We start from the raw sequence: 20,645 nt of genomic DNA, 5'->3' as shown, positions 1-20,645 counted from the left end.
CCTTTGAGATTTTTTTTTAAAGAAGTGCTTAATGCTACTTTAACTTTATTTGATTATATTTCCACATACTAATATATAATATATGGAGACAAATATGAGAACGTCATGGGTAAATAAACGTGAAAATGATACTGTTAGAACTCAAATGTATTATGCAAAACAAGGCATAATAACTGAGGAGATGGAGTATGTTGCAAAAGTAGAAGATTTATCTCCTGAACTTGTAAGAAGTGAAATTGCTAGAGGTAGATTAATCATACCTGCAAATGTAAATCACACATCTCTTGAACCAATGGCGATTGGAATTGCATCTAAATGTAAAATCAACGCTAATATTGGTTCATCTGCTATAGCATCTGATGTTCAAGGTGAAGTTGAAAAGATGCAAGTGTCTCAGCATTATAATGCTGATACAGCAATGGACCTTTCAACTGGTGGAGACCTTGATGAGATTCGTAGAGCAGTTATTGGAGCTTCAAAGATTCCAATTGGTACTGTTCCTATTTATCAAATCCTTCATGATGTTGGTAATAAGATAGAAGACCTTAGTATAGAAGTAATGCTTGAAGTATTAGAACGTCAAGCACAACAAGGTGTTTCATACTTTACAATTCATGCAGGTTTCTTGCTAGAAACTATGCCAAAAATTGCAAAAAGAAAAATGGGTATCGTTAGCCGTGGTGGTTCACTTATGGCTGCATGGATGATGCATTACCATAGAGAAAATCCATTTTATACTGCATTTGATGATATCTTAGATATCTGTGCTAAATATGATGTTTCTCTAAGTCTTGGTGATTCACTTCGTCCAGGTTGTTTAGCAGATGCATCTGATGATGCACAGCTTGGTGAGCTTAAAGTTTTAGGTGATTTAACTCTAAGAGCATGGGAGAAAAATGTTCAAGTAATGATTGAAGGTCCAGGTCACGTTCCTCTTAATCAAGTTGAACGTAATATGAAACTTCAACGTGAACTTTGTCATGAGGCTCCATTTTATATTCTTGGGCCATTAGTTACAGATATTGCTGCAGGATATGATCATATATCTTCAGCTATCGGTGCAGCTGTTGGTGGATGGCATGGAGCAAGTATGTTATGTTATGTAACACCAAAAGAGCACTTAGGGCTTCCAAATGCAGATGATGTACGTGAAGGTATCATTGCCTATAAAATTGCTGCTCATGCTGCTGATATAGCTCGTGGTCGTAAGGGTGCGAGAGATGTAGATGATGCTATGAGTGATGCAAGATATGGCTTTGACTGGGAAAAACAGTTTGAGCTTGCACTTGATGGTGAAAGAGCTCGTGAGTATCATGATGAAACTCTTCCTCAAGATGTATTTAAAGAAGCAGAATTTTGTTCTATGTGTGGACCAAAGTTTTGTTCTTATAAAATAACTCAAAATATTATGGATAATCCAGAAGCTATTGAGCAAATATCAAGAGAAAACAAAGAAAGAGAAGCAGCTGAGGCGGCAAAAGCTACAGCTTAAAAAGTAAGATTATTGATATAAGACAATATTTGTCTTATTTAGATATGATATGCTTCTAAGAATTAAAGTCTTACTTATAAAAGTAAAACTTTACTTCATTTTATTTTATGACACAAAATCAAATTCAAGGAAAATATATATTATGACTAACGAAATTGTAAATTCAGCACTATCAAAAGTTATGTATCCGGGTTTTACTAAAGATATCGTAACTTTTGGTTTTGTTAATAGCATAGAGATTAATGGTAAGGATGTGAGTTTTAACGTAGAAATTACATCAAGTGCTCCAGAAGTAGCACAGCAAATTACAGACGAAGCAACTAAAGAGCTTAAAGCAGTTGGTGCTTCTAAAGTAAGCTGTAATATCAAAGCTCCAAAAATACCAGATGCAACACCTGCTCCAAAAAGCAAAAATATTGCTCCACAAGTTAAAAACTTTTTAATGGTGAGTTCTGGTAAGGGTGGAGTTGGTAAATCAACAACATCAGTAAATATTGCTGTAGCTCTTGCTGCACAAGGCAAAAAAGTTGGTCTATTAGATGCTGATATCTATGGTCCAAATATACCTCGTATGATGGGTATAGCAGATGTTAAACCAGAAGTTACTGGAAACAAAGTTCTTCCTATTAAAGCTTATGGTATTGAAGTAATGTCTATGGGTTCACTAATGGAAGAGGGTCAGTCACTTATGTGGCGTGGTGCTATGATTATGAAAGCAATAGAGCAATTCCTAAGAGATATTCTTTGGTCTGAGTTAGATGTTTTAGTTATTGACATGCCTCCAGGAACTGGTGACGCTCAGCTTACATTAGCTCAAAGTGTACCCGTTACGGCAGGTCTTACTGTAACAACTCCTCAAGCAGTTTCTATTGATGACTCTCGTCGTTCTTTAGATATGTTTAGAAAACTTAATATTCCTATCGCTGGAATCGTTGAGAATATGAGCGGATTTATTGCACCAGATACTGGTGTTGAGTATGATATCTTTGGTAAAGGAACTTCTGGTCCAATGGCTAAAGAATTTGATACTGAGATTATTGCTGAAATTCCAATCGAGCCAAGTATTAGAACTGGTGGAGATGAAGGTAAACCAATTACTTTTGTTAACCCAACTTCAGAAAGTGCAAAGAGATATATAGCAGCAGCTGAGTCTATCTGGGCTACTATCGAATCTATTAATGCAGATGGTGGTGCTACTAACGATTCTGTACAGCCAACAACACCTCCTGGAGTTAGTGCTTGTAGTGTTTAAGGCTTAGCCTAACACAAATTCAAATAGCGGCGCACTTGCGTCGTTAGCTCCTCGTCATGTGCTACAGCACACTTCCTTCTCTCTGCCTAGCAATTACACCACTCTTTAAATTTTTTACTCTAGAATTTTATTTATAAATATTTTTGTTCAATTGTTTTAATATTTTTACAATAAAATCAAAAGAGTGATGTAAATGTAAGGAGTTTAGAGAGGGAGTGCACTAATATGTGTGACGAATGTAACGACGCAGAATTGCGTCATTAATTTGATTTAAATCTATCTTAAGTCGTCGCTATCAGCCATTTCTTTTTCATAATGAACAATTTTATTTCTACCTGTCGTTTTAGCAACATAGAGTGCAGTATCTGCAAACTTAATGCTTTTCCAAATAGTATCACCATCTTCAGGAAACTTTGAGATACCTATACTCATAGTCTTTCTCAGGGTCTCTCCTGTTCCAACATCAAAAGATAGTGCTGCAAAGGCAGAGTGAATCTTTTTAGCAACTTCTTGAGTTCCTTCTTCACTTGCATTGTGAAGCATTACAACAAACTCTTCCCCGCCATAGCGTATAGCTAAATCAGACTCACGTATATTGTCTTTTAATACCTTACCAATTTCTACTATAACTCTATCACCTACATCATGTCCATAAGTGTCATTTACCATTTTAAAGAAGTCAACATCTAGCATCATTACTGCATATGTCTCTTTTGTTCTTTTCGCCTGATGCATAATCTTGTCGATTATCTCTTCTAAGAATCTTCTATTATAAAGACCTGTCATTCCATCTCTAAGTGAAGTGTCTTTAAGTTTCTCCATTAAAATTTGGCTTTCTATAACAGGCTTAGCAGCTTCAAGATAATGTTTAACACTTGTTATATGAGCTCTGATTTTTTCTATTTCATCTTCGCTGTCTCCAGTAATAGATATAGTTAGTGAAACATCATTATTAATTGTAAATGGAATACATATATAGTTCTGTCTTTCTGATAAACATGCTTGGCATAAGTTTGGAAATTCACTAGAAATCGTAACGCTTTTTGTTCTAAATGCTCTACAGCCCTGAGCGTCTTTATTTACTTTTTCTTGGCAGATAAGAGATTCTTTGTCTGAACTAAAGATAAGTTTTCTCTCTTGAGTTATATTATTTACCTCATATAAGGCAAATCTATTAAGATTGTATTTAAGTTTTAGTATATCAATGATTCTTGTATAAACTTCATCTTTTGAAGAATCAAGCTCAATAGTCTTTTTAAACTTATACACATCGGATAGTTCATTGATAATCGTTTTAGCTTCATGTAAAGGGTCGGCTGAGGAGACACAGCCTTGAGGTATAAATGTTGCAAGGTTATATTTTATATCTCCAAATGTTTCTTGCATTTTAGCAAAGAGTGAATTCATTTGATCTACGATATTTTTAGCATCTCCACCAACGGTAGTTTCAAATTTATGAGTAAAGTCACCACTATAGGCTTTTTTAATTCCATTTTGTAAGTTAGTAAATAATCTCATAAAAGGAGTAACATAGTAGTTTAATAAAAGAAGAACAATAACTAAAAATAGCATATTAATTCCAAATATTTTCAGTATAGTAAGCATACCAGTTGTTCTCATATCACTGATATCAAACTCCATACTAATAGCCCCAAGAGTATCTCCTCTTTGTACATCATGGCATGTTAGACAGTTTGTGTTTCCCCCACTTACTGTTGCTTTATAAGGAATAGTAACTCTTAGAGTAATATCGTTTGAATTTTCTATCACCTCTCTAAGTGTTTCTCCGCTACTAAGAACTTTTTTATCTATATCATCTCTAGGTGTTTCGTCGTTTAAGCCCTTCCCGTATTGCTTAATAACATTCTCACTTCTTACAAGCCATAAAGATTTTACTGCATCATTATTTGCTGATATTTGATTTAAAAAGTATTCTCTTTTGTCCATAATACCATTGACCATATGAGCAGTTAAACCGTCCTTTACAATAGTAGCAGTCATTTTTGATTTTTCTATAGCACTTTTGATGCTATAGTCTCGAAAGTTTAGTGATACATTTATGATTGTGGCGGTTGTTAGAACAAGGAGCATTATAGTTACGATGAAAATGAGTTTTGATTTTGTTTTCATACAGCTTCACTTTTATTAAATTTAAATAGAAGCGTAGATAATATCTAATAAAAAATAAATTTAATATGAAACTGCAAGAAATATCACTTTTTTTAATAATAGTTATGTTTTGTTATAATATCTTATTCTACGGTAACACTCTTAGCAAGATTTCTTGGCATATCAACATCGTTCCCAAGACGAACAGAAATCTCTAAAGAGAGTAATTGTACGACAACCATCATTTCAAAAAATTCTAACATATAATCTTTACATTTAGAAATACGAATAAAGTCATCTGCTTTATCAAATTCTTGTGAACTAATAGCACAGATTGTAGAATCCCTTGCACTTAATTCTTCTACATTACTTTTTGATTTTTCATAGTGCAAATGTTCTGGAAGTAGGGCAATAGTAAAAAGTTCTGGATCGGCAAGCGCGATAGGACCGTGTTTCATCTCTCCACTTGGGTAACCTTCAGCATGTAAGTAAGAAATCTCTTTTAATTTCAATGCCCCTTCTAAGGCTAATGGGAAAAATATATCTCTACCAATGAAAAAGAACCCATGTCCGTGTAGGTATCTTTTAGATAGTCTTTTTAGTTTTTCATGCATCTCATCTGTTACTTTTACAGATGCAGGAACTTCGCGAAGAAGAGATATTTGTCTAATTATTTCTTCATTTTTTAAAGAGTCTCTGAGTTTTGCTATGTATAAACTAAGCATCCAAAAAATTGTAACCTGAGTAGCAAAGGCTTTTGTAGACGCAACGCCTTTTTCTATTCCAGCACGTGTTAGAATTGTCGCATCTGCTAATCTAACCATTGATGAATTGTCTACATTACAGATAACTAAAGTTTTTAATCCTGCTTTTTTTGCCATTTTTAGTGTCTCAAGAGTATCTGCTGTTTCTCCACTCTGTGAAATAACTATAAACAGAGTGTCTTTGCACATTATAGGTTCTCTATATCTAAATTCACTTGCTATCTCAACTGAGGTTCTGATTTTTGAGTATCGCTCAAAAAGATAAGAAGCACTTAGAGCAGAGTGATAAGAGGTTCCACAAGCACAAAGTTTAATTTCATTTATACCATCATCAAATAGACTTTTATCAAATTCATCGAATATGACTTCATCATCACTAAGTCTTCCCATAAGAGTATCTGCAATAACATCACTTTGTTCATAAATTTCTTTTTCCATAAAAAATCTAAAGCCGTCTTTTTGAGCTGAAAGTTTATTTTGAGAAAGATTTGTAAAAATAGCTTTCTTCTTTTTGGCATCTTTATCAAAGATAGAAATTTCTTTAGAATTTACAAAACCATAATCTCCATCTTCAAAATAGTTTACTTGAGTAGCATGTTCGATAAGGGGAGTGTCAGATGAAGCAAAAAACTTTTCATACTCAGAATTGATTCCAACAAGCATAGGTGAACCATGTTTTGCAAAAAAGATAGTATCTTCTTCTGATTTAGTTGTAAGTAAAATAGCGTAAGCACCATCCAACTCATTTATAGTTTTCTCAAAAGCCTTAAAAGCATTTTTTTGAGTTTTTAAATTCTTCTCAAACTGATGAACTATAACCTCAGTGTCTGTTTGACTAAGAAATGTAACTCCATCAGATATTAGCTCTTTTTTTAGCTGGGCATAATTTTCTATAATACCGTTATGAACAATATAAGAACTCTCCCCTAGATGAGGATGTGCATTAAGTTCTGTAGGTTTGCCATGCGTTGCCCAACGAGTATGTCCGATACCTACAGCAAAGCCCTCTGTAACAAAGTCTTTTGTTTTCTTTTCTAGGTTTATAAGTTTACCAATTGCTTTATAGTTTGAAAACTCACCATTTTGTAAAACAGCGATTCCAGCTGAATCATAACCTCTATATTCTAACTCTTTAAGTCCGTCAAGTAAAATTTGTTTAGTGTTTTTTTCGCCTAGATATCCAACAATTCCGCACATTAGGTTAGTCCTTAGTTAATAGTTCATATATTTTTGCGACATTATTGCATATATCATTTTGTTTTTCCATTAAGAAGCTATCACGCACCTTATGTTTAGTGGAGTGAATCTTAGCTGTTACAATATTTATTCCTAATTCTTCGAAACACTCCATAATGTAGGCAAGAAGACCAATCTGATTTTTAGTATTTACCTTAAGCTCAGCATGTGTTAATGAATGATCACAATCTATAATGATCTCTTTTTTATCAATACTTACTTCTTTCATTGTCACATGCCTGCTCATATCAAATGCATTGTTAACAATTGTTTCTACTTCTATAAGCTCATTACCATCTACATTTTTTATGAACTCTATTTTGAAATATTTGATACCATCAAATAGGGTGAATATTTCCATAGATGCAACATCCAAATGACTTAGTGTTGCTAAAAGATATCCAACATTTAGTGGAACCTTTCTGAAAATTTCAATACTTAGAGATTTTTTAGCATAAATATTATACTCATACGCTTTTGTTTCTTTTGCTTTTTTTGCAATTCTAACTATATCTAGAGGTGTATGTTTAAAAAATAACATATTTGATTCTACATTAAGTAGTTTAGTCTGAAGAAGTTTTGGTAATTCTTTAAAAGCATCAGAATTCTTAATACGTTTTTCTATAGTAACTCGTTTTAAAGCATCTGTAATTCTTTCGCTATTTTCTGAAACTTCTAATGCACTAGAGTATAAGTCATGAAGAAGTCTAGAGTTAAAAGAATTATATGCATTTTCGCCCACACCATTAATATCTGCGTAAGTAATAATATATAAAAGTTTTAAGTTTTTGGTATCTTTAACGCTAGACATAAATTTATAAAGAGTTTTTTCGTTGTGAATATTTTCTTTAAAAGCGACGTTACTCATAAGAATATGATGTTTAATAAGAGTAACTGCTCTTTCTGTTAGTTCACTACTAAAATTTAATTTGTTTGCAAATGGGACGACAAGTTTTGCTCCAACTTCACAATGGTCTTGTATCCGACCTTTTCCTGTGTCATGAAATAATACAACTACTTTTAGTAAAAGCTTTTCTTCAACTGTTAGTTCATCATGGAGTTCTTGTATAAAAGGTTCTGTTATATTTTCAAGTGCTTCAATACACTTTATAGAATGAAAATCTACAGGATAGTGATGATATCCGTCAAATTGAGGGAGATGCAGAACTTTTCTAAAACTAGAAAAAAGTTCATGTAAAATTCCTGCATCATAAAATAATTTTAAAAAGCAGTAAATATTATCTTTGGAAAGTAAGGCTTTTAGTAGTATATAAGTTTTTTTTGTAAGAGGGTAAGTTACTTTTGTATATGTTAACTGGTTTAAAAAACCTGCATCAAAATGGTAAAACTTATCAGGCAGAGATACTAGAAGTTTCAACAGAGTGTTGATTGGTTGGATTTTAAGGTTGAAAGAAGCAAAGAGTCTGTCTTCTAAAAGATAGATTCCACGGCTTAAACGATTATGTCTAAATTTTTTAACATAACTCATATCAGCAATATATGGTCTAACCATTTTTTTGACAAAAATTTGAGTGAAGTTGCTTATACGCCACTGAGCATGAAGAACTTTTGTAAGCATTTTTTGTTCATTTTTAAATCCCAGCATTTTTGCTACTTGTGGCATGAGATCGAGAATTAGTCTGTCTTCTTGTTTATGTGTTATTAGATGCAAGGAACTTCTAACACGAAATAAAAGTTCTAAAGCTATTCTGAACTCTCTGTACTCATCATCAGAAAACATTTTTGGACTTAAATCTCTTAAACTTTGTACACCATAAATAGTCTGTGCTATCCATAGAAGAAGTTGAGTGTCGCGAAGACCTCCAACACTCTCTTTTATATTTGGCTGCATTGATGTTGAGTATTTCTTTCTTCTTATTTGAGCCTCATCTATTTTGGCAAGTATAAACTCTTTTTGATTGAAAAGTCTTATTTTGTTTAGCTCTTTTTGAGTAGCATGCCAAGTAAAAGCAGAACCAGTTATAAGACGTGATTCCATTAGTGAAGTTCTTATTGTTATATCTTCACCTGCAGCCTTAAAAAGATCAGATGTTTCGTGAACTCTATGCCCAAGTTTAAGGCCTGCATCTAAGGCTAAGTAGAAAAGTTTTTCTATAATCAATTGAGTATTAAATCCATCAACATCTTCATAAACAATTAGAAGATCAATATCACTATTCACACATAGTTGTTCTCTTCCATAACTTCCAAGAGCTACAATAGCTACTGGGATAGAACTTCTCATAGGTAAGTAGTTTCCAAAGACACGTCTTAAAACTGTTTTGTACATTAAAGAGATGACAGAGTCTAGCTTTTTTGTGTGTTTAACTAAAAAATCTTTACCTTGAGAGCTTTCAAAAAGCTCTGGCAGTGAAGCTTTATACTCGTTAATATAAGCTTTGAAAAGTTTTGAAAGTTCAAAGTCTGAACCATTATTATCTATGATATCTTCTATTTTTAGTAGTAAATCCAAAAAAAAATCCTCATCTGTTTTTACTATTATAGTGTAGTTGTATAAATTAGATATAATCTTCAAGATTAAAAATTAAGCATATGGAGACAAATATAATGACAATTACAAAAAGAGTAACATTTATAGCAAAAGAGGGTAGTGAAGCAAAGATGAAAGAGCTTTTAACAGCTATGGTAAAACCTAGTAAGATAGAAGAGGGATGTCTTTTATATGATATTTTTCAGTACGAAAATAACCCTAAAAAATTTATGGCAGTTGAGACTTGGAGAAATGAGGTTGCACTTGATGGTCATAAAGCATCTGCGCACTATGCAGTATATAAATCAAGTTATGAGCCATATTGTGAAAGTAAATATAGTGATGAATTAGAGATTTTAGGATAAAACTATGAGCTATTTAATGGCCATAGATGCAGGGACTGGAAGTGTTCGAGCAGTTATCTTTGACACAGATGGAAATCAAATTTCTGCTGCACAAAAAGAATGGACTCATTTGGCAGAAGATGGTGTAGCTAATTCTATGAGTTTTGATTTTACAGCTAACTGGAAACTTGTAGTTGGATGTATAAAAAAAGCTCTTTTAGATGCTAAGCTAAGTGGCGAAGATATAATTGCTCTAAGTGCTACAAGTATGAGAGAAGGTATAGTTCTTTATGATGAAAATGTAGAAGAACTTTGGGCCGTTGCAAATGTAGATGCAAGGGCTGATAAAGAAGTTAAGTATCTTAAAGAAAATTTTGCTGGCATCGAAGAAGACTTTTACAAAGCATCTGGGCAGACTTTTGCACTGGGAGCACTTCCAAGAATCATGTGGCTAAAAAACAATAGACCTGAAGTTTATGAGAAGGTTAGTAAAATCTCTATGATTGGAGATTGGATATTAGCTCGTCTTAGCGCTGTAATAGCGACTGATCCAAGCAACGGCGGAACTACAGGAATCTTCTCTCTAGAGTCACGCGATTGGATGAGTGAAATGGCTACGAAAGTCGGTTTAAAAGATGATATTTTCCCTCCTTGTTTAGAAGTTGGAACTCTTATTGGAACTGTAACTAAAGAAGCTGCATCTGAGACAGGACTTGCAATGAGTACAAAAGTTGTTATGGGTGGTGGAGATGTTCAACTAGGCTCTGCAGGTTTAGGTGTAGTAGAACTCGGTGATGTGGCAATACTTGGTGGCTCATTCTGGCAACAGGTTGTAAATATCCCAAGTGCTACTCAACCTCCAAAAGATATGGGAATTAGAGTAAATCCTCATGTTATACAAAATCAATCCCAAGCAGAAGGAATTACTTTTTTTAGTGGTTTAGTCATGCGTTGGTTTAGAGATGCATTCTGTGAGATGGAAAAACTTCAAGCAAAAGAGCAGGGGGTAGATGCTTATGAGATTTTAGAACAAAAAGCTAAAGATATACCCGTAGGTTCTTATGGAATTATTCCAGTTTTTTCTGACTCAATGAAGTATGGAAAATGGTATCACGCAAGTCCAAGCTTTTTAAATCTTAGCCTTGATCCTGAAATTTGTAATCGTGCTTCTATGTTTAGAAGTTTACAAGAAAATGCAGCAATTGTCTCAAGTATAAATCTGGATAAAATAAAAGAGTTTACAGATTTAGAAATTAACACAATAGTTTTTGCTGGTGGTGCTAGTAAAGGTGCTTTATGGTCCCAGATCTTAGCTGATGTAACGGGTTGTGAAATTCGTATTCCAAAAGTAACAGAAGCAACAGCACTTGGTGCTGCAATGGCAGCTGGGGTAGGTGCTGGTATATATGACTCAATCTCAGCTGCAGCAAAAAAGTTAGTTGTATGGGATAAAGTTTATGAACCAAATATGAAAAATAATAAGACATATAATGAGCTTAAAATAAAGTTCGAAAAAGCTTATGAAGCACAACTAAAGTTAGTAGATGATAATATCACATCTTCAATGTGGAAAGCACCAGGCTTATAGCCTAGATTAAAGTTGCTTTTCAAACTAGTTTATAGGGAGACATCCCTCTATACTGATAATAATTCAAGGAAATAAATGTATTTATTTACAAGTGAAGTAGTAGCCCCAGGACACCCAGATAAGTGTGCGGATATCATAGCAGATAGTATAGTTGATAAATTAATCATTGCTGACTCTCAAAGTAGAGTTGCATCTGAAGTATTTGTAGCTGGAAAACATGTAATAGTAGGTGGAGAGGTTACTTCAAAAGCTAACCTTAGTGATGCTGAGTATGAGAAAATTGTAAAAGATGCACTTATAGGCATCGGTTATGATGGTAAAAGTGCTTTTACAAGAGAACAGTGCTTGTTTCCTGAAGATGTGAAAGTACAGATTCTATTAAATAGACAATCTCCTGATATTAATCAAGGTGTTGACCAAGAAGATGGTGAAACAGGTGCTGGTGATCAAGGAATTATGTTTGGTTATGCTTCAAGTGAAACAGCTGATTATATGCCAGCTGCTATTACTTATGCAAGAATTTTAAGTGATAAAGTTTACCACTATGCTCTAAAACACAATCATAAACTTGGTGTTGATATTAAAACACAGGTTACTCTTGATTATGGAAATAAAGAAAATTTTGAAAATTGTAATCCTCTTTCAATTCATACTATTGTAGTATCTGCTCCATCACATGAAGATATGGATATCACTGAAGTTAGAGAATTACTCCAAGGACTAATAAATGATGCTGGACTTCCAACTGACCTTTATGATCCTAAAAAGACTATAGTTCACTTAAATCCAACTGGTAGATATGTAAGTCACTCTCCTTTACACGACTCAGGGCTTACTGGTAGAAAACTAATTGTTGATAGTTTTGGTGGATACGCTCCTATTGGTGGTGGTGCTCAGTCTTCTAAGGACTACACAAAAGTTGATAGAAGTGGTCTTTACGCTGCTAGATGGGTAGCTAAACATATTGTTGCTGCTGGTTTTGCAAAAAAATGTTCAGTTCAACTTTCTTATGCAATCGGCGTAGCTAAACCAACTTCAGTTTCTGTAGACACATATGGAACAGTTTGTGATGGTATTGATGATGATAAGCTTTCTACTTTTGTAAGTGAAAACTTCTCATTAACTCCAAACTGGATTACTAAGAAGTTTGGACTGGATAAGCCAAGTGCTGAGACTTTTCTTTATGCAGATGTTGCTGCTCGTGGTCAAGTTGGTCAAAGTGACTATCCTTGGGAAAAACTAGATGCTATGGATGTATTCAATAAACTAAAATAAAATTCAGACACTTAGTCTGAGTTTTAGCCATCCTATAGATACCACTCAAAACCTTTTACAAATAAAATACTTCGAAAATATAACAAAAAGAGAAAAAATGAAGAGCTTATACAATGACAAAGAATCAAGTGAGTTTAAAACAGATTTAGATTTAAGAGTTTATACATCAAGACTACTTGGACGTGATAGCTCTTTAGTCCTGCATGGCGGTGGAAACACATCTGTAAAATTAACTGCAACAAATCTTTTTGGCGAGACAGAAGATATTTTATATGTAAAGGGTAGTGGTTGGGATTTAGCAACTATAGAAGCTGAGGGGTTTGCTCCTGTAAAGATGGAGATGCTACTTCGTATGGCTGAGTTAAAAGAGCTCAATGATACTGATATGGTTAAGTATCAAAGACTTGCTATGACTAATCCATCTGCTCCAAATCCATCTGTTGAAGCAATTTTACATGCTGTTATTCCTTATAAATTTGTAGATCACACTCATACAGATGCTATTGTGACTATCACAAATACAGAGGGTGGTGAAGATAAAATAAAAGAGCTTTATGGTGATAAAGTTCTTATTATTCCTTACATTATGCCGGGATTTGTTCTTACAAAACTTATTTATGACATGACAAGAGATGTAAACTGGGATGAGTTAGAGGGAATGGTTCTTATGAATCACGGTCTTTTTACTTTTGATGATAACGCGAAAAAATCTTATGAGAAGACTATTGAGTTGGTTGATAAAGCTGAAAAATATTTAACATCTAATGGTGCTAACTTAGAAGTTAGTGAAGAAAGTATAAATATCGAGCTTTTAGAACTAGCATCTATCAGACGTAAGATGTCAGAGATAAAAGGCTGTGCTACCATCTCAATCTTGAATGATTCAAATGGAGCTGTTAACTTCTCAAAACAAAATATTGAAAAAATTGCAACACAGGGTCCTTTAACTCCAGATCATGTTATTAGAACAAAACGTATCCCTGCAATTATAAGCGAAGATTTTGAAGCTGACTTGGCATTTTATGTTAAAGAATATACGAAATATTTTGAAGATAATAAAACGAACGAGACACTTCTAAACCCTGCACCAAATTTTGCAATACTAAAAAACAATGGAACTCTATCTTTTGGTAAAAATGCTAAAGAAGCAAATATCATCAAAGATATAAACGACCACACCTTTGAAGCGATTTTAAAAGCTGAAAAACTTGGTGGATATAAAGCACTTAGTGCTGCAAAAATTTTTGAAGTAGAGTATTGGGAACTTGAACAGGCTAAACTAAAAAAATCTGGAAGCACTCCTGAGTTTAATGGTAAGATTGTATTAGTTGATGGTGAGCTTAGCAAAGCAAAAGAGATAGCTCAGATACTAAGAGCAAGAGGTGCTTCAGTAGTTACACTTAATTCTAATACTGATATACAAAATTCGATTACAACTGTAGTAAGAAACTTTGGTGGAATTGATATTGTTGTGTCAAAAGTAAAGTTAATACAAGAGACAATTCCATTTCTAAAATTGGGAATAGATGCTTCGGCAATTATACTGGCATCGGAAAATGAAAAAGAAGTAAAGTATGAAAATATTGGAGTTAGAGTAAATACAATTTTAGTAAGTAAAAACTTAGAAAACATACCTGAACTTGTTTGTGCAATGGCTTCAAAACCGTTTGCTAATATTACTGGTTCACAAGTCAATATAGGATAATAGAAATGACATTAAAAGAGAAGATTTTAGCAGGGGAAAGAGTTTCGTTTGATGAAGCTCTTAGCCTTTATGATATGGATTTTTTTGAGCTTGGAGAGTTAGCAGATGCTAAAAGAAAAGCACTTCATGGAAATAAGACATATTTCAATATAAATCGTCATATTAACCCTACTAATAAATGTGCAGATATATGTAAGTTTTGTGCATATTCCGCAAATAGAAAAAATCCAAATGAATATACTATGACTCATGATGAAATTATGGGTATCGTAAAAGATGTTGATTCTCGTGGTGCAAAAGAGGTGCATATTGTGTCTGCGCATAATCCAGATACTGGATTAGAATGGTACTTAGAAATATTTAAAAAAATTAAAGATGCTTATCCTCATATGCATGTAAAAGCTCTAACTGCTGCTGAAGTTGATTTTTTAGCAAGAGAGTATGGAAAAACTTATGATGAGATACTAGATTTGATGATAGAAAATGGTGTTGATTCAATGCCAGGTGGTGGTGCTGAAATCTTTGATACAAAAGTTAGAGACTATATTTGCAAGGGTAAATTGACATCAGAACAATGGCTTGAAATTCATCAAAAATGGCATGAACGTGGAAAGATGTCAAACGTTACTATGCTTTTTGGACATGTTGAAAAAAGAGAACATAGAATAGACCATATGATGAGAATCAGGGATTTACAAGATAAGACAAAAGGTTTTAATGCTTTTATTCCTCTTGTGTATCAGACTGAAAACAACTACCTTAAAGTTACAGAGTTTATGACTGCAAATGAGATTTTAAAGACTATGGCAATTAGTAGAATAGTTTTAGATAATGTTCCAAACTTAAAAGCATACTGGGTTACTTCAACCGTAAACTTAGCTCTTGTTGCTCAAGAGTTTGGAGCAAATGATTTAGATGGAACAATAGAAAAAGAGTCTATAAACTCAGCCGCAGGTGCCGCTAGTGCAAATGGTGTAAACTTAGAAGAATTTGTAGCACTTATTAAAAATAGTGGATTTACTCCAGTAGAGAGAGATAGTCTATATAACGAAATAAAAGAGTGGTAGTATAGATGGATGTATCGGTTGTCATTCCAACCTATAACCGATATGAAGTTCTTAAACGTGCACTTAAATCTGTCTATGCACAAACACATAAACCAAAAGAAGTCATTATTATTGATGATGGCTCAACTGATAAAACTTCACAAATTTTAAAAACTTTTCCAGATGCAAAGTATTATTATCAAAAAAATTCAGGTGTTTCAAGTGCTAGAAACTTAGGTATAAAAAAATCAAACTTTGAATGGATAGCATTTTTAGACTCAGACGATGAGTGGCATCCCCAGAAGCTTCAAGAACATTTAAAGTTACATCAAAAGTGTCCAAAACTACAGATTAGTTATACTGATGAAAAATGGATACGTAATTTAAAAGAGGTAAAAATACCTAAAAAGTATCGAAAAGTTGGTGGAGACATTTTTGAAGAGTGCCTTTCTCATTGTTTTATAGCTCCATCTTCAACTATTATTCATAAAAACTTACTTAGCGAAGTAGGGCTTTTTGATGAGAGTCTAGAAGTCTGTGAGGATTATGACCTTTGGTTGAGAGTGGCTATGATAAATGAGATAGGGCTAGTAGATAAAAAATTAATTACAAAGTATGGTGGAGATGCTGATCAGCTTAGTATGAAGTTTTGGGGAATGGATCGGTTTAGAGTTAAATCATTAGAAAAACTTTTAAAAATTTCAAACTCTAAAGAAGAACTTATAAATAATACATTAATTGAAAAATACAGCCTACTACTAACAGGTGCTCAAAAACATGATAAAATACAAGAAATTAAAATTTATGAAAAAAAGATAGAGGATTTGAAGAGTTGAATAATATATCATCAGAAATAAAATTGACGATTGGCTATATAGCAATCGCATTTATATTCTCAGTAGCTATGCGTATGATTTGGGTTTATCAGTTTAATGGTTTTGAGCCATTTATTTTTAACGGTCAGTTTATGATAAATACAAATGATGGTTATTTTTGGGCAGAGGGTGCAAGAGATATCCTTAGTTGTGTCTCTCAGGAAAATGATTATTCTCCTATTACAACTGCAGTATCTCAATTAACAGCATTTTTTGCCTATATATTGCCTTTTACTTTTGAAACTATTATATTCTATATGCCAGTTGTTTTAAGTTCGTTAGTTGTAGTTCCAATTATTTTAATTGCTAAAAGTATAGACAATTTGGAACTTGGTTTTATTGCAGCTCTTTTGGCATCAATAGCATGGAGTTATTATAACCGTACTATGGTAGGCTATTATGATACAGATATGCTAAATATAGTTTTACCAATGTTCTTGTTATGGTCTATAATCTGGGCGATAAAGATCAATGAAGATAAGTATTTACTTATTACTGCTTTTGATATTTTAGTATATAGATGGTGGTACCCTCAAAGTTATGCTTTAGAATTTTCATTTTTTACACTGATACTATTTTATGCTTTAATATTTGACAGAAAAAATCTTTATAACTATAAATTATTAGCCATTATGATGTTTGCCATGTTAAATATAGATGCCCTAATCCGTTTCCCTATTGTTATTGGTATATTTTATACTTTTAAACAAGAAAAATTTCAAAAATATATTTATCATATTTTAGTTATATCTATTTTAGCGTTTTTTGCAACTGGTGGCTTTAATCCTATTTGGAGCAAATTAAAAGCTTATGTATTTACAGATGCTATTAGCATGGCTAAAGATGGTCTGAATCTTCATTTTTACTCTGTTATGCAAACCGTTAGAGAAGCTGGTAAAATTCCATTTGAGACATTTGCAAATCGTATAAGCGGTCATACTATTACACTTATTTTATCTATACTCGGATACATCTATTTAGCATATAAACATAGAATCATGCTTTTTGGACTTCCTATGATTGGTCTTGGTTTTTTAGCCCTAGTTGGAGGACTAAGATTTACCATTTATGCTGTTCCTATTTTAGCCTTTGGAGTAGCTTTTTTAATAACTGAGCTTTCACAAAAGATGCCAACAACAAAATTAAAATATCTTAGTATGATAACTTTCACTCTAGCAATTTTATATCCAAACTATAAACATATAGATTCATATAAGGTTCCAACTGTATTTAACTCTAGTGAAGTAGAAGTTTTGGATAAACTAAAAACTCTAGCAGGTAGACAAGACTACGTTGTCTCTTGGTGGGACTATGGTTACCCTATCCGTTATTACTCAGATGTAAAAACTTTAGTTGATGGTGGTAAACATAGTGGAAGTGTTAACTTCCCAGTTAGTTTTATGCTAAATCATTCTCAAACTGTAGCTTCAAAAATGGCTAGGTTAGATGTAGAATTTACTGAAAAAGCTTTTGAGTTAATAGATAAAAACAAAGATTTGAATGAATCTAAAAAAGTAAAATTCTTTACAAATATAGAAGAGATGACAAAAGAATATGGGTTTGATGATACAAACGACTTTTTGCTATCACTACCAACTGATATTAAACTGCCAAAGAAGACAAGGGATATCTACTTTTATCTTCCTTATAGAATGTTAAGTATCTTTCCAACAGTAAATATTTTTTCAAATATAAATCTAATGAACGGGGAACAAGGTAAAGCACCATTTTTCTTTATAAGTAAGAACTTTAAAGATAGTAAAAATAGTATAGAGTTAGGAAGAGGTGTCTCTTTAAATAAAAGAAATAATAGTTTAATTGTTGGTGGTAAGAAAATAGCCCTAAGAAGAGTAGTAAATACTTTTTATGATAAAGAGATGAAACTCCAAAAAAACATTAGACTTATTGATTTTAGTGCTCAATTAAGTCTTATTTATATGGCAGACTATAAAACCTTTTTAATCTTAGATGAAAAAACATATAATTCACTCTATATTCAACTGATGGTTTTAGAAGAGTATGATAAAACACTTTTTGAAAAAGTTATAACAAATCCTCATGCTAAAGTATATAAACTAAAGATATAGATGTAGATGAAACCGTTATTACTAATCTTATTCTTTACATCACTATTCGCACAGAAGCCTGAACTCTTCTTATTAAATAAATATACTAAAGATATAAATGTGACTTCTTGGTATATGAGTGAAAAGCTTGATGGTGTTAGAGCTTACTGGGATGGAGAAAAACTCATATCAAGAGGTGGAAAAGTTTTTGCAGTTCCATCTTTTTTTACAAAAGAATTTCCTAAACATAAGTTAGATGGAGAACTATGGAGCAAGAGAGGAGACTTCTCAAATATATCTTCAATCGTAAATAAGAAGAAGCCGAATAGTGGATGGAGAAGTATTACTTATAATATATTTGAAGTTCCAGATGCAAAGGGAAATCTTTTACAGAGACTCAGTCATATTAAAACATCTAAATATATAAAAGTGATTAAACAGATAAAAGTTAAAAATAAAAAGTATTTATATGAGTTTTTAAAGAGTGTCGAGAAAAAAGGTGCAGAGGGTGTTGTTGTGCGTGATGGCAGTCTGAGTTACTATACTGGTAGAGATAATAATTCTTTAAAAGTAAAGAGCTTCATAGATGCAGAGTGTGAAATAGTCGCTTACAATAAGGGCAATGGAAAGTATAAAAATGCCGTAGGCTCATTGTCCTGTCGTATGAAAGATAAGAAAGTTATAAAGATTGGAAGTGGTTTAAATAATAAACAAAGAACAAATCCACCAAAAATAGGTGCTATAATAACATTTAAATATTATGGACTAACATCAAAAGGTAATCCTAGATTCCCAGTGTTCCTACATGAAAGATACTAAAAAGAAGAGATATGAAATACCAACACAACTTTAACCCAAGTATATCAGATGCAGACGTTTTTAATGAGATAGAAAAAGAAAAAGAGACAATAGGTTATTATAATCTTGTTCATCAAGAGACCAGTGACTTTAAAAAGTATGCAGCGAGTGTTAAACAGACAAATATTGTAGTTATTGGAATAGGGGGAAGTACTCTTGGTACATATGCAATCTATAAGTTTTTAAAACATTCTAAATCTCTGAGCAAACATCTTTATTTTTTAGAAACAACGGATCCTATAGATATAAAATCAAAAGTTGAAGCTATTGACTTAGATGATACTCTGTTTATTGTGATATCAAAGTCTGGTACAACAATAGAAACAGTTTCTATTTTTAAGTATATAAATTCTCTTGTTAAATGTGATAAAATAAATACAGTAGTCATAACTGAAAATGATTCTAAGCTTAACTCTTTTGCAAAAACTAATTATATAAAAAGTTTTGAAATACCGAAAAATGTAGGTGGAAGATTTTCTGTATTTAGTGCTGTTGGTTTACTTCCACTAGCAATTGTAGGAATAGATATAGATGAACTGCTTAGGGGTACAAAAGAGATACATGACTCTTTCTTTGGCGTAACACATGAGAGAGCTGTTTATGAAAAACTTATAAAAAAAGCTAGATTTTTTGTTGAGTATAAAAATAGTTTTAATATAAATGTAGTTTTTTCCTACTCATCAAGACTTGAAGGTTTTAACAAATGGTATATTCAGCTTTGGGGTGAGAGCCTAGGAAAAGTTGATATAAACTCAACAAGACAAGGTCTCACTCCCATAGGAATTATAGGACCGATAGATCAACACTCTTTTTTACAGCTTATAGTTGAGGGTAAGAGAGATAAAACAGTAACTGTTATTAAAGTAGATGACTTTGATAGTGATTTAAATATACCACACATTAAACTATATGGACTAGAGGAGTTAGACTATATTGATGGATTGAAATTTTCATCACTTATAAATTCTCAAGCAGATGCAACAATAGAATCTATAAATAACCTAAATGACATACCATGTGATGTAATAACAATAGATGATGTTAGTGAAAGAGCGATAGCAAGTCTAATGTATGAATATGAACTATTAACTTCTATATGTGCTAAGTTTATGTATATTGATGCTTATAACCAACCTGGTGTTGAAAGTGGAAAAATAATATTGAAGAATAAGCTTAAAAATTGAATTTGTTATTTTCTGGGTTTTATTATATACTGTTATAAATAAATTTTAAGGATATACAATGAAATTTTTTGTAGTTATGCTTTTAGGTCTTAGTGTGTTATTTGGTGCTGTTGATATTAACACGGCTTCTAAAAAAGAGTTAACAGGTTTAAATGGTATTGGTGTTACAAAAGCAGAAGCAATTATCTCTTATAGAAAAGCAAATTGTTTTAAAAATATCAAAGAACTTGTAAATGTTAAAGGTATTGGTAGTAAAACAGTTGAAAAAAATATGAGTAACTTATTAGTAAGTCCTTGTAAAAAATAAAAGACATAACATTTGTTGTATTTATATAGTTTACTTAAATTATTCCCCTACAT

General features: G+C 32.5%; 15 protein-coding genes. 12 read left to right on the top strand and 3 right to left on the bottom strand.

Annotation, left to right across the window (positions count from 1 at the left end; genetic code table 11):
• Positions 1-94: 94 nt before the first annotated feature.
• The gene (thiC, locus tag QZZ48_RS01880; RefSeq protein WP_294961264.1) at positions 95-1,492 is read left to right on the top strand and encodes a phosphomethylpyrimidine synthase ThiC; all 1,398 of its coding nucleotides are present in this window, start codon (positions 95-97) and stop codon (positions 1,490-1,492) included.
• 142 nt (positions 1,493-1,634) lie between these two features.
• Positions 1,635-2,744, top strand: coding sequence for an Mrp/NBP35 family ATP-binding protein (locus QZZ48_RS01875; protein WP_294961261.1), 1,110 nt, complete (start codon positions 1,635-1,637; stop codon positions 2,742-2,744).
• 276 nt (positions 2,745-3,020) lie between these two features.
• Here QZZ48_RS01875 and QZZ48_RS01870 read toward each other — a convergent pair whose 3' ends face one another.
• The 3 genes from QZZ48_RS01870 to QZZ48_RS01860 form a co-directional block, all read right to left on the bottom strand.
• A complete protein-coding gene (locus tag QZZ48_RS01870; RefSeq protein ID WP_294961259.1) occupies positions 3,021-4,874 on the bottom strand; it encodes a GGDEF domain-containing protein in 1,854 nt (617 codons plus the stop codon).
• A 122-nt stretch (positions 4,875-4,996) separates the two neighbouring features.
• On the bottom strand, positions 4,997-6,814 hold the full coding sequence (gene glmS, locus QZZ48_RS01865) for a glutamine--fructose-6-phosphate transaminase (isomerizing) (protein WP_294961257.1): 1,818 nt from the start codon (positions 6,812-6,814) through the stop codon (positions 4,997-4,999).
• 4 nt (positions 6,815-6,818) lie between these two features.
• Positions 6,819-9,326: an HD domain-containing protein gene (locus QZZ48_RS01860; protein WP_294961254.1), complete on the bottom strand. Its 2,508-nt coding sequence runs from the start codon at positions 9,324-9,326 to the stop codon at positions 6,819-6,821.
• Positions 9,327-9,421: 95 nt separating this feature from the next.
• Between QZZ48_RS01860 and QZZ48_RS01855 the strand changes: the two genes are divergently transcribed.
• The 10 genes from QZZ48_RS01855 to QZZ48_RS01810 all read left to right on the top strand — a co-directional run bounded on the left by QZZ48_RS01855 (position 9,422) and on the right by QZZ48_RS01810 (position 20,592).
• Positions 9,422-9,709, top strand: coding sequence for a putative quinol monooxygenase (locus tag QZZ48_RS01855; protein WP_294961252.1), 288 nt, complete (start codon positions 9,422-9,424; stop codon positions 9,707-9,709).
• 4 nt (positions 9,710-9,713) lie between these two features.
• Positions 9,714-11,276, top strand: coding sequence for an autoinducer-2 kinase (gene lsrK / locus QZZ48_RS01850; protein WP_294961250.1), 1,563 nt, complete (start codon positions 9,714-9,716; stop codon positions 11,274-11,276).
• A gap of 75 nt (positions 11,277-11,351) precedes the next feature.
• Entirely contained in the window at positions 11,352-12,551 is a 1,200-nt protein-coding gene (gene metK / locus QZZ48_RS01845) for a methionine adenosyltransferase (protein ID WP_294961248.1), read from the top strand.
• Positions 12,552-12,648: 97 nt separating this feature from the next.
• Positions 12,649-14,256, top strand: coding sequence for a class II aldolase/adducin family protein (locus QZZ48_RS01840; RefSeq protein WP_294961246.1), 1,608 nt, complete (start codon positions 12,649-12,651; stop codon positions 14,254-14,256).
• Between the two features lie 5 nt (positions 14,257-14,261).
• Positions 14,262-15,323, top strand: coding sequence for an aminofutalosine synthase MqnE (gene mqnE / locus QZZ48_RS01835; RefSeq protein ID WP_294961243.1), 1,062 nt, complete (start codon positions 14,262-14,264; stop codon positions 15,321-15,323).
• 5 nt (positions 15,324-15,328) lie between these two features.
• Positions 15,329-16,138 carry a glycosyltransferase family A protein gene (locus tag QZZ48_RS01830; RefSeq protein WP_294961242.1) on the top strand — a complete coding sequence of 270 codons (810 nt, stop codon included), beginning with the start codon at positions 15,329-15,331 and terminating at the stop codon, positions 16,136-16,138.
• Positions 16,135-18,264: an STT3 domain-containing protein gene (locus tag QZZ48_RS01825; protein WP_294961239.1), complete on the top strand. Its 2,130-nt coding sequence runs from the start codon at positions 16,135-16,137 to the stop codon at positions 18,262-18,264. Before QZZ48_RS01830 ends, QZZ48_RS01825 begins: the two co-directional genes overlap by 4 nt.
• 6 nt (positions 18,265-18,270) lie before the next feature.
• The gene (locus QZZ48_RS01820) at positions 18,271-19,062 is read left to right on the top strand and encodes a DNA ligase (RefSeq protein WP_294961236.1); all 792 of its coding nucleotides are present in this window, start codon (positions 18,271-18,273) and stop codon (positions 19,060-19,062) included.
• An 11-nt stretch (positions 19,063-19,073) separates the two neighbouring features.
• The gene (locus QZZ48_RS01815) at positions 19,074-20,285 is read left to right on the top strand and encodes a glucose-6-phosphate isomerase (protein WP_294961235.1); all 1,212 of its coding nucleotides are present in this window, start codon (positions 19,074-19,076) and stop codon (positions 20,283-20,285) included.
• Positions 20,286-20,343: 58 nt separating this feature from the next.
• Positions 20,344-20,592 carry a helix-hairpin-helix domain-containing protein gene (locus QZZ48_RS01810; protein ID WP_294961232.1) on the top strand — a complete coding sequence of 83 codons (249 nt, stop codon included), beginning with the start codon at positions 20,344-20,346 and terminating at the stop codon, positions 20,590-20,592.
• Positions 20,593-20,645: the final 53 nt, after the last annotated feature.

This window comes from Sulfurimonas sp. (assembly GCF_016744025.1).
Lineage (GTDB): Bacteria > Campylobacterota > Campylobacteria > Campylobacterales > Sulfurimonadaceae > Sulfurimonas.
The sequence above is the reverse complement of the archived record's forward strand: the minus strand, read 5'-3'. Positions and strand labels throughout refer to the sequence as shown.

What these genes read in the sequence shown, in the direction of transcription:
- thiC (WP_294961264.1), top strand. Translation starts at nt 95, where the DNA reads ATGAGAACGTCATGGGTAAATAAACGTGAAAATGATACTGTTAGAACT.
- QZZ48_RS01875 (WP_294961261.1), top strand. Translation starts at nt 1,635, where the DNA reads ATGACTAACGAAATTGTAAATTCAGCACTATCAAAAGTTATGTATCCG.
- QZZ48_RS01870 (WP_294961259.1), bottom strand. Translation starts at nt 4,874, where the DNA reads ATGAAAACAAAATCAAAACTCATTTTCATCGTAACTATAATGCTCCTT.
- glmS (WP_294961257.1), bottom strand. Translation starts at nt 6,814, where the DNA reads ATGTGCGGAATTGTTGGATATCTAGGCGAAAAAAACACTAAACAAATT.
- QZZ48_RS01855 (WP_294961252.1), top strand. Translation starts at nt 9,422, where the DNA reads ATGACAATTACAAAAAGAGTAACATTTATAGCAAAAGAGGGTAGTGAA.
- lsrK (WP_294961250.1), top strand. Translation starts at nt 9,714, where the DNA reads ATGAGCTATTTAATGGCCATAGATGCAGGGACTGGAAGTGTTCGAGCA.
- metK (WP_294961248.1), top strand. Translation starts at nt 11,352, where the DNA reads ATGTATTTATTTACAAGTGAAGTAGTAGCCCCAGGACACCCAGATAAG.
- QZZ48_RS01840 (WP_294961246.1), top strand. Translation starts at nt 12,649, where the DNA reads ATGAAGAGCTTATACAATGACAAAGAATCAAGTGAGTTTAAAACAGAT.
- mqnE (WP_294961243.1), top strand. Translation starts at nt 14,262, where the DNA reads ATGACATTAAAAGAGAAGATTTTAGCAGGGGAAAGAGTTTCGTTTGAT.
- QZZ48_RS01830 (WP_294961242.1), top strand. Translation starts at nt 15,329, where the DNA reads ATGGATGTATCGGTTGTCATTCCAACCTATAACCGATATGAAGTTCTT.
- QZZ48_RS01820 (WP_294961236.1), top strand. Translation starts at nt 18,271, where the DNA reads ATGAAACCGTTATTACTAATCTTATTCTTTACATCACTATTCGCACAG.
- QZZ48_RS01815 (WP_294961235.1), top strand. Translation starts at nt 19,074, where the DNA reads ATGAAATACCAACACAACTTTAACCCAAGTATATCAGATGCAGACGTT.
- QZZ48_RS01810 (WP_294961232.1), top strand. Translation starts at nt 20,344, where the DNA reads ATGAAATTTTTTGTAGTTATGCTTTTAGGTCTTAGTGTGTTATTTGGT.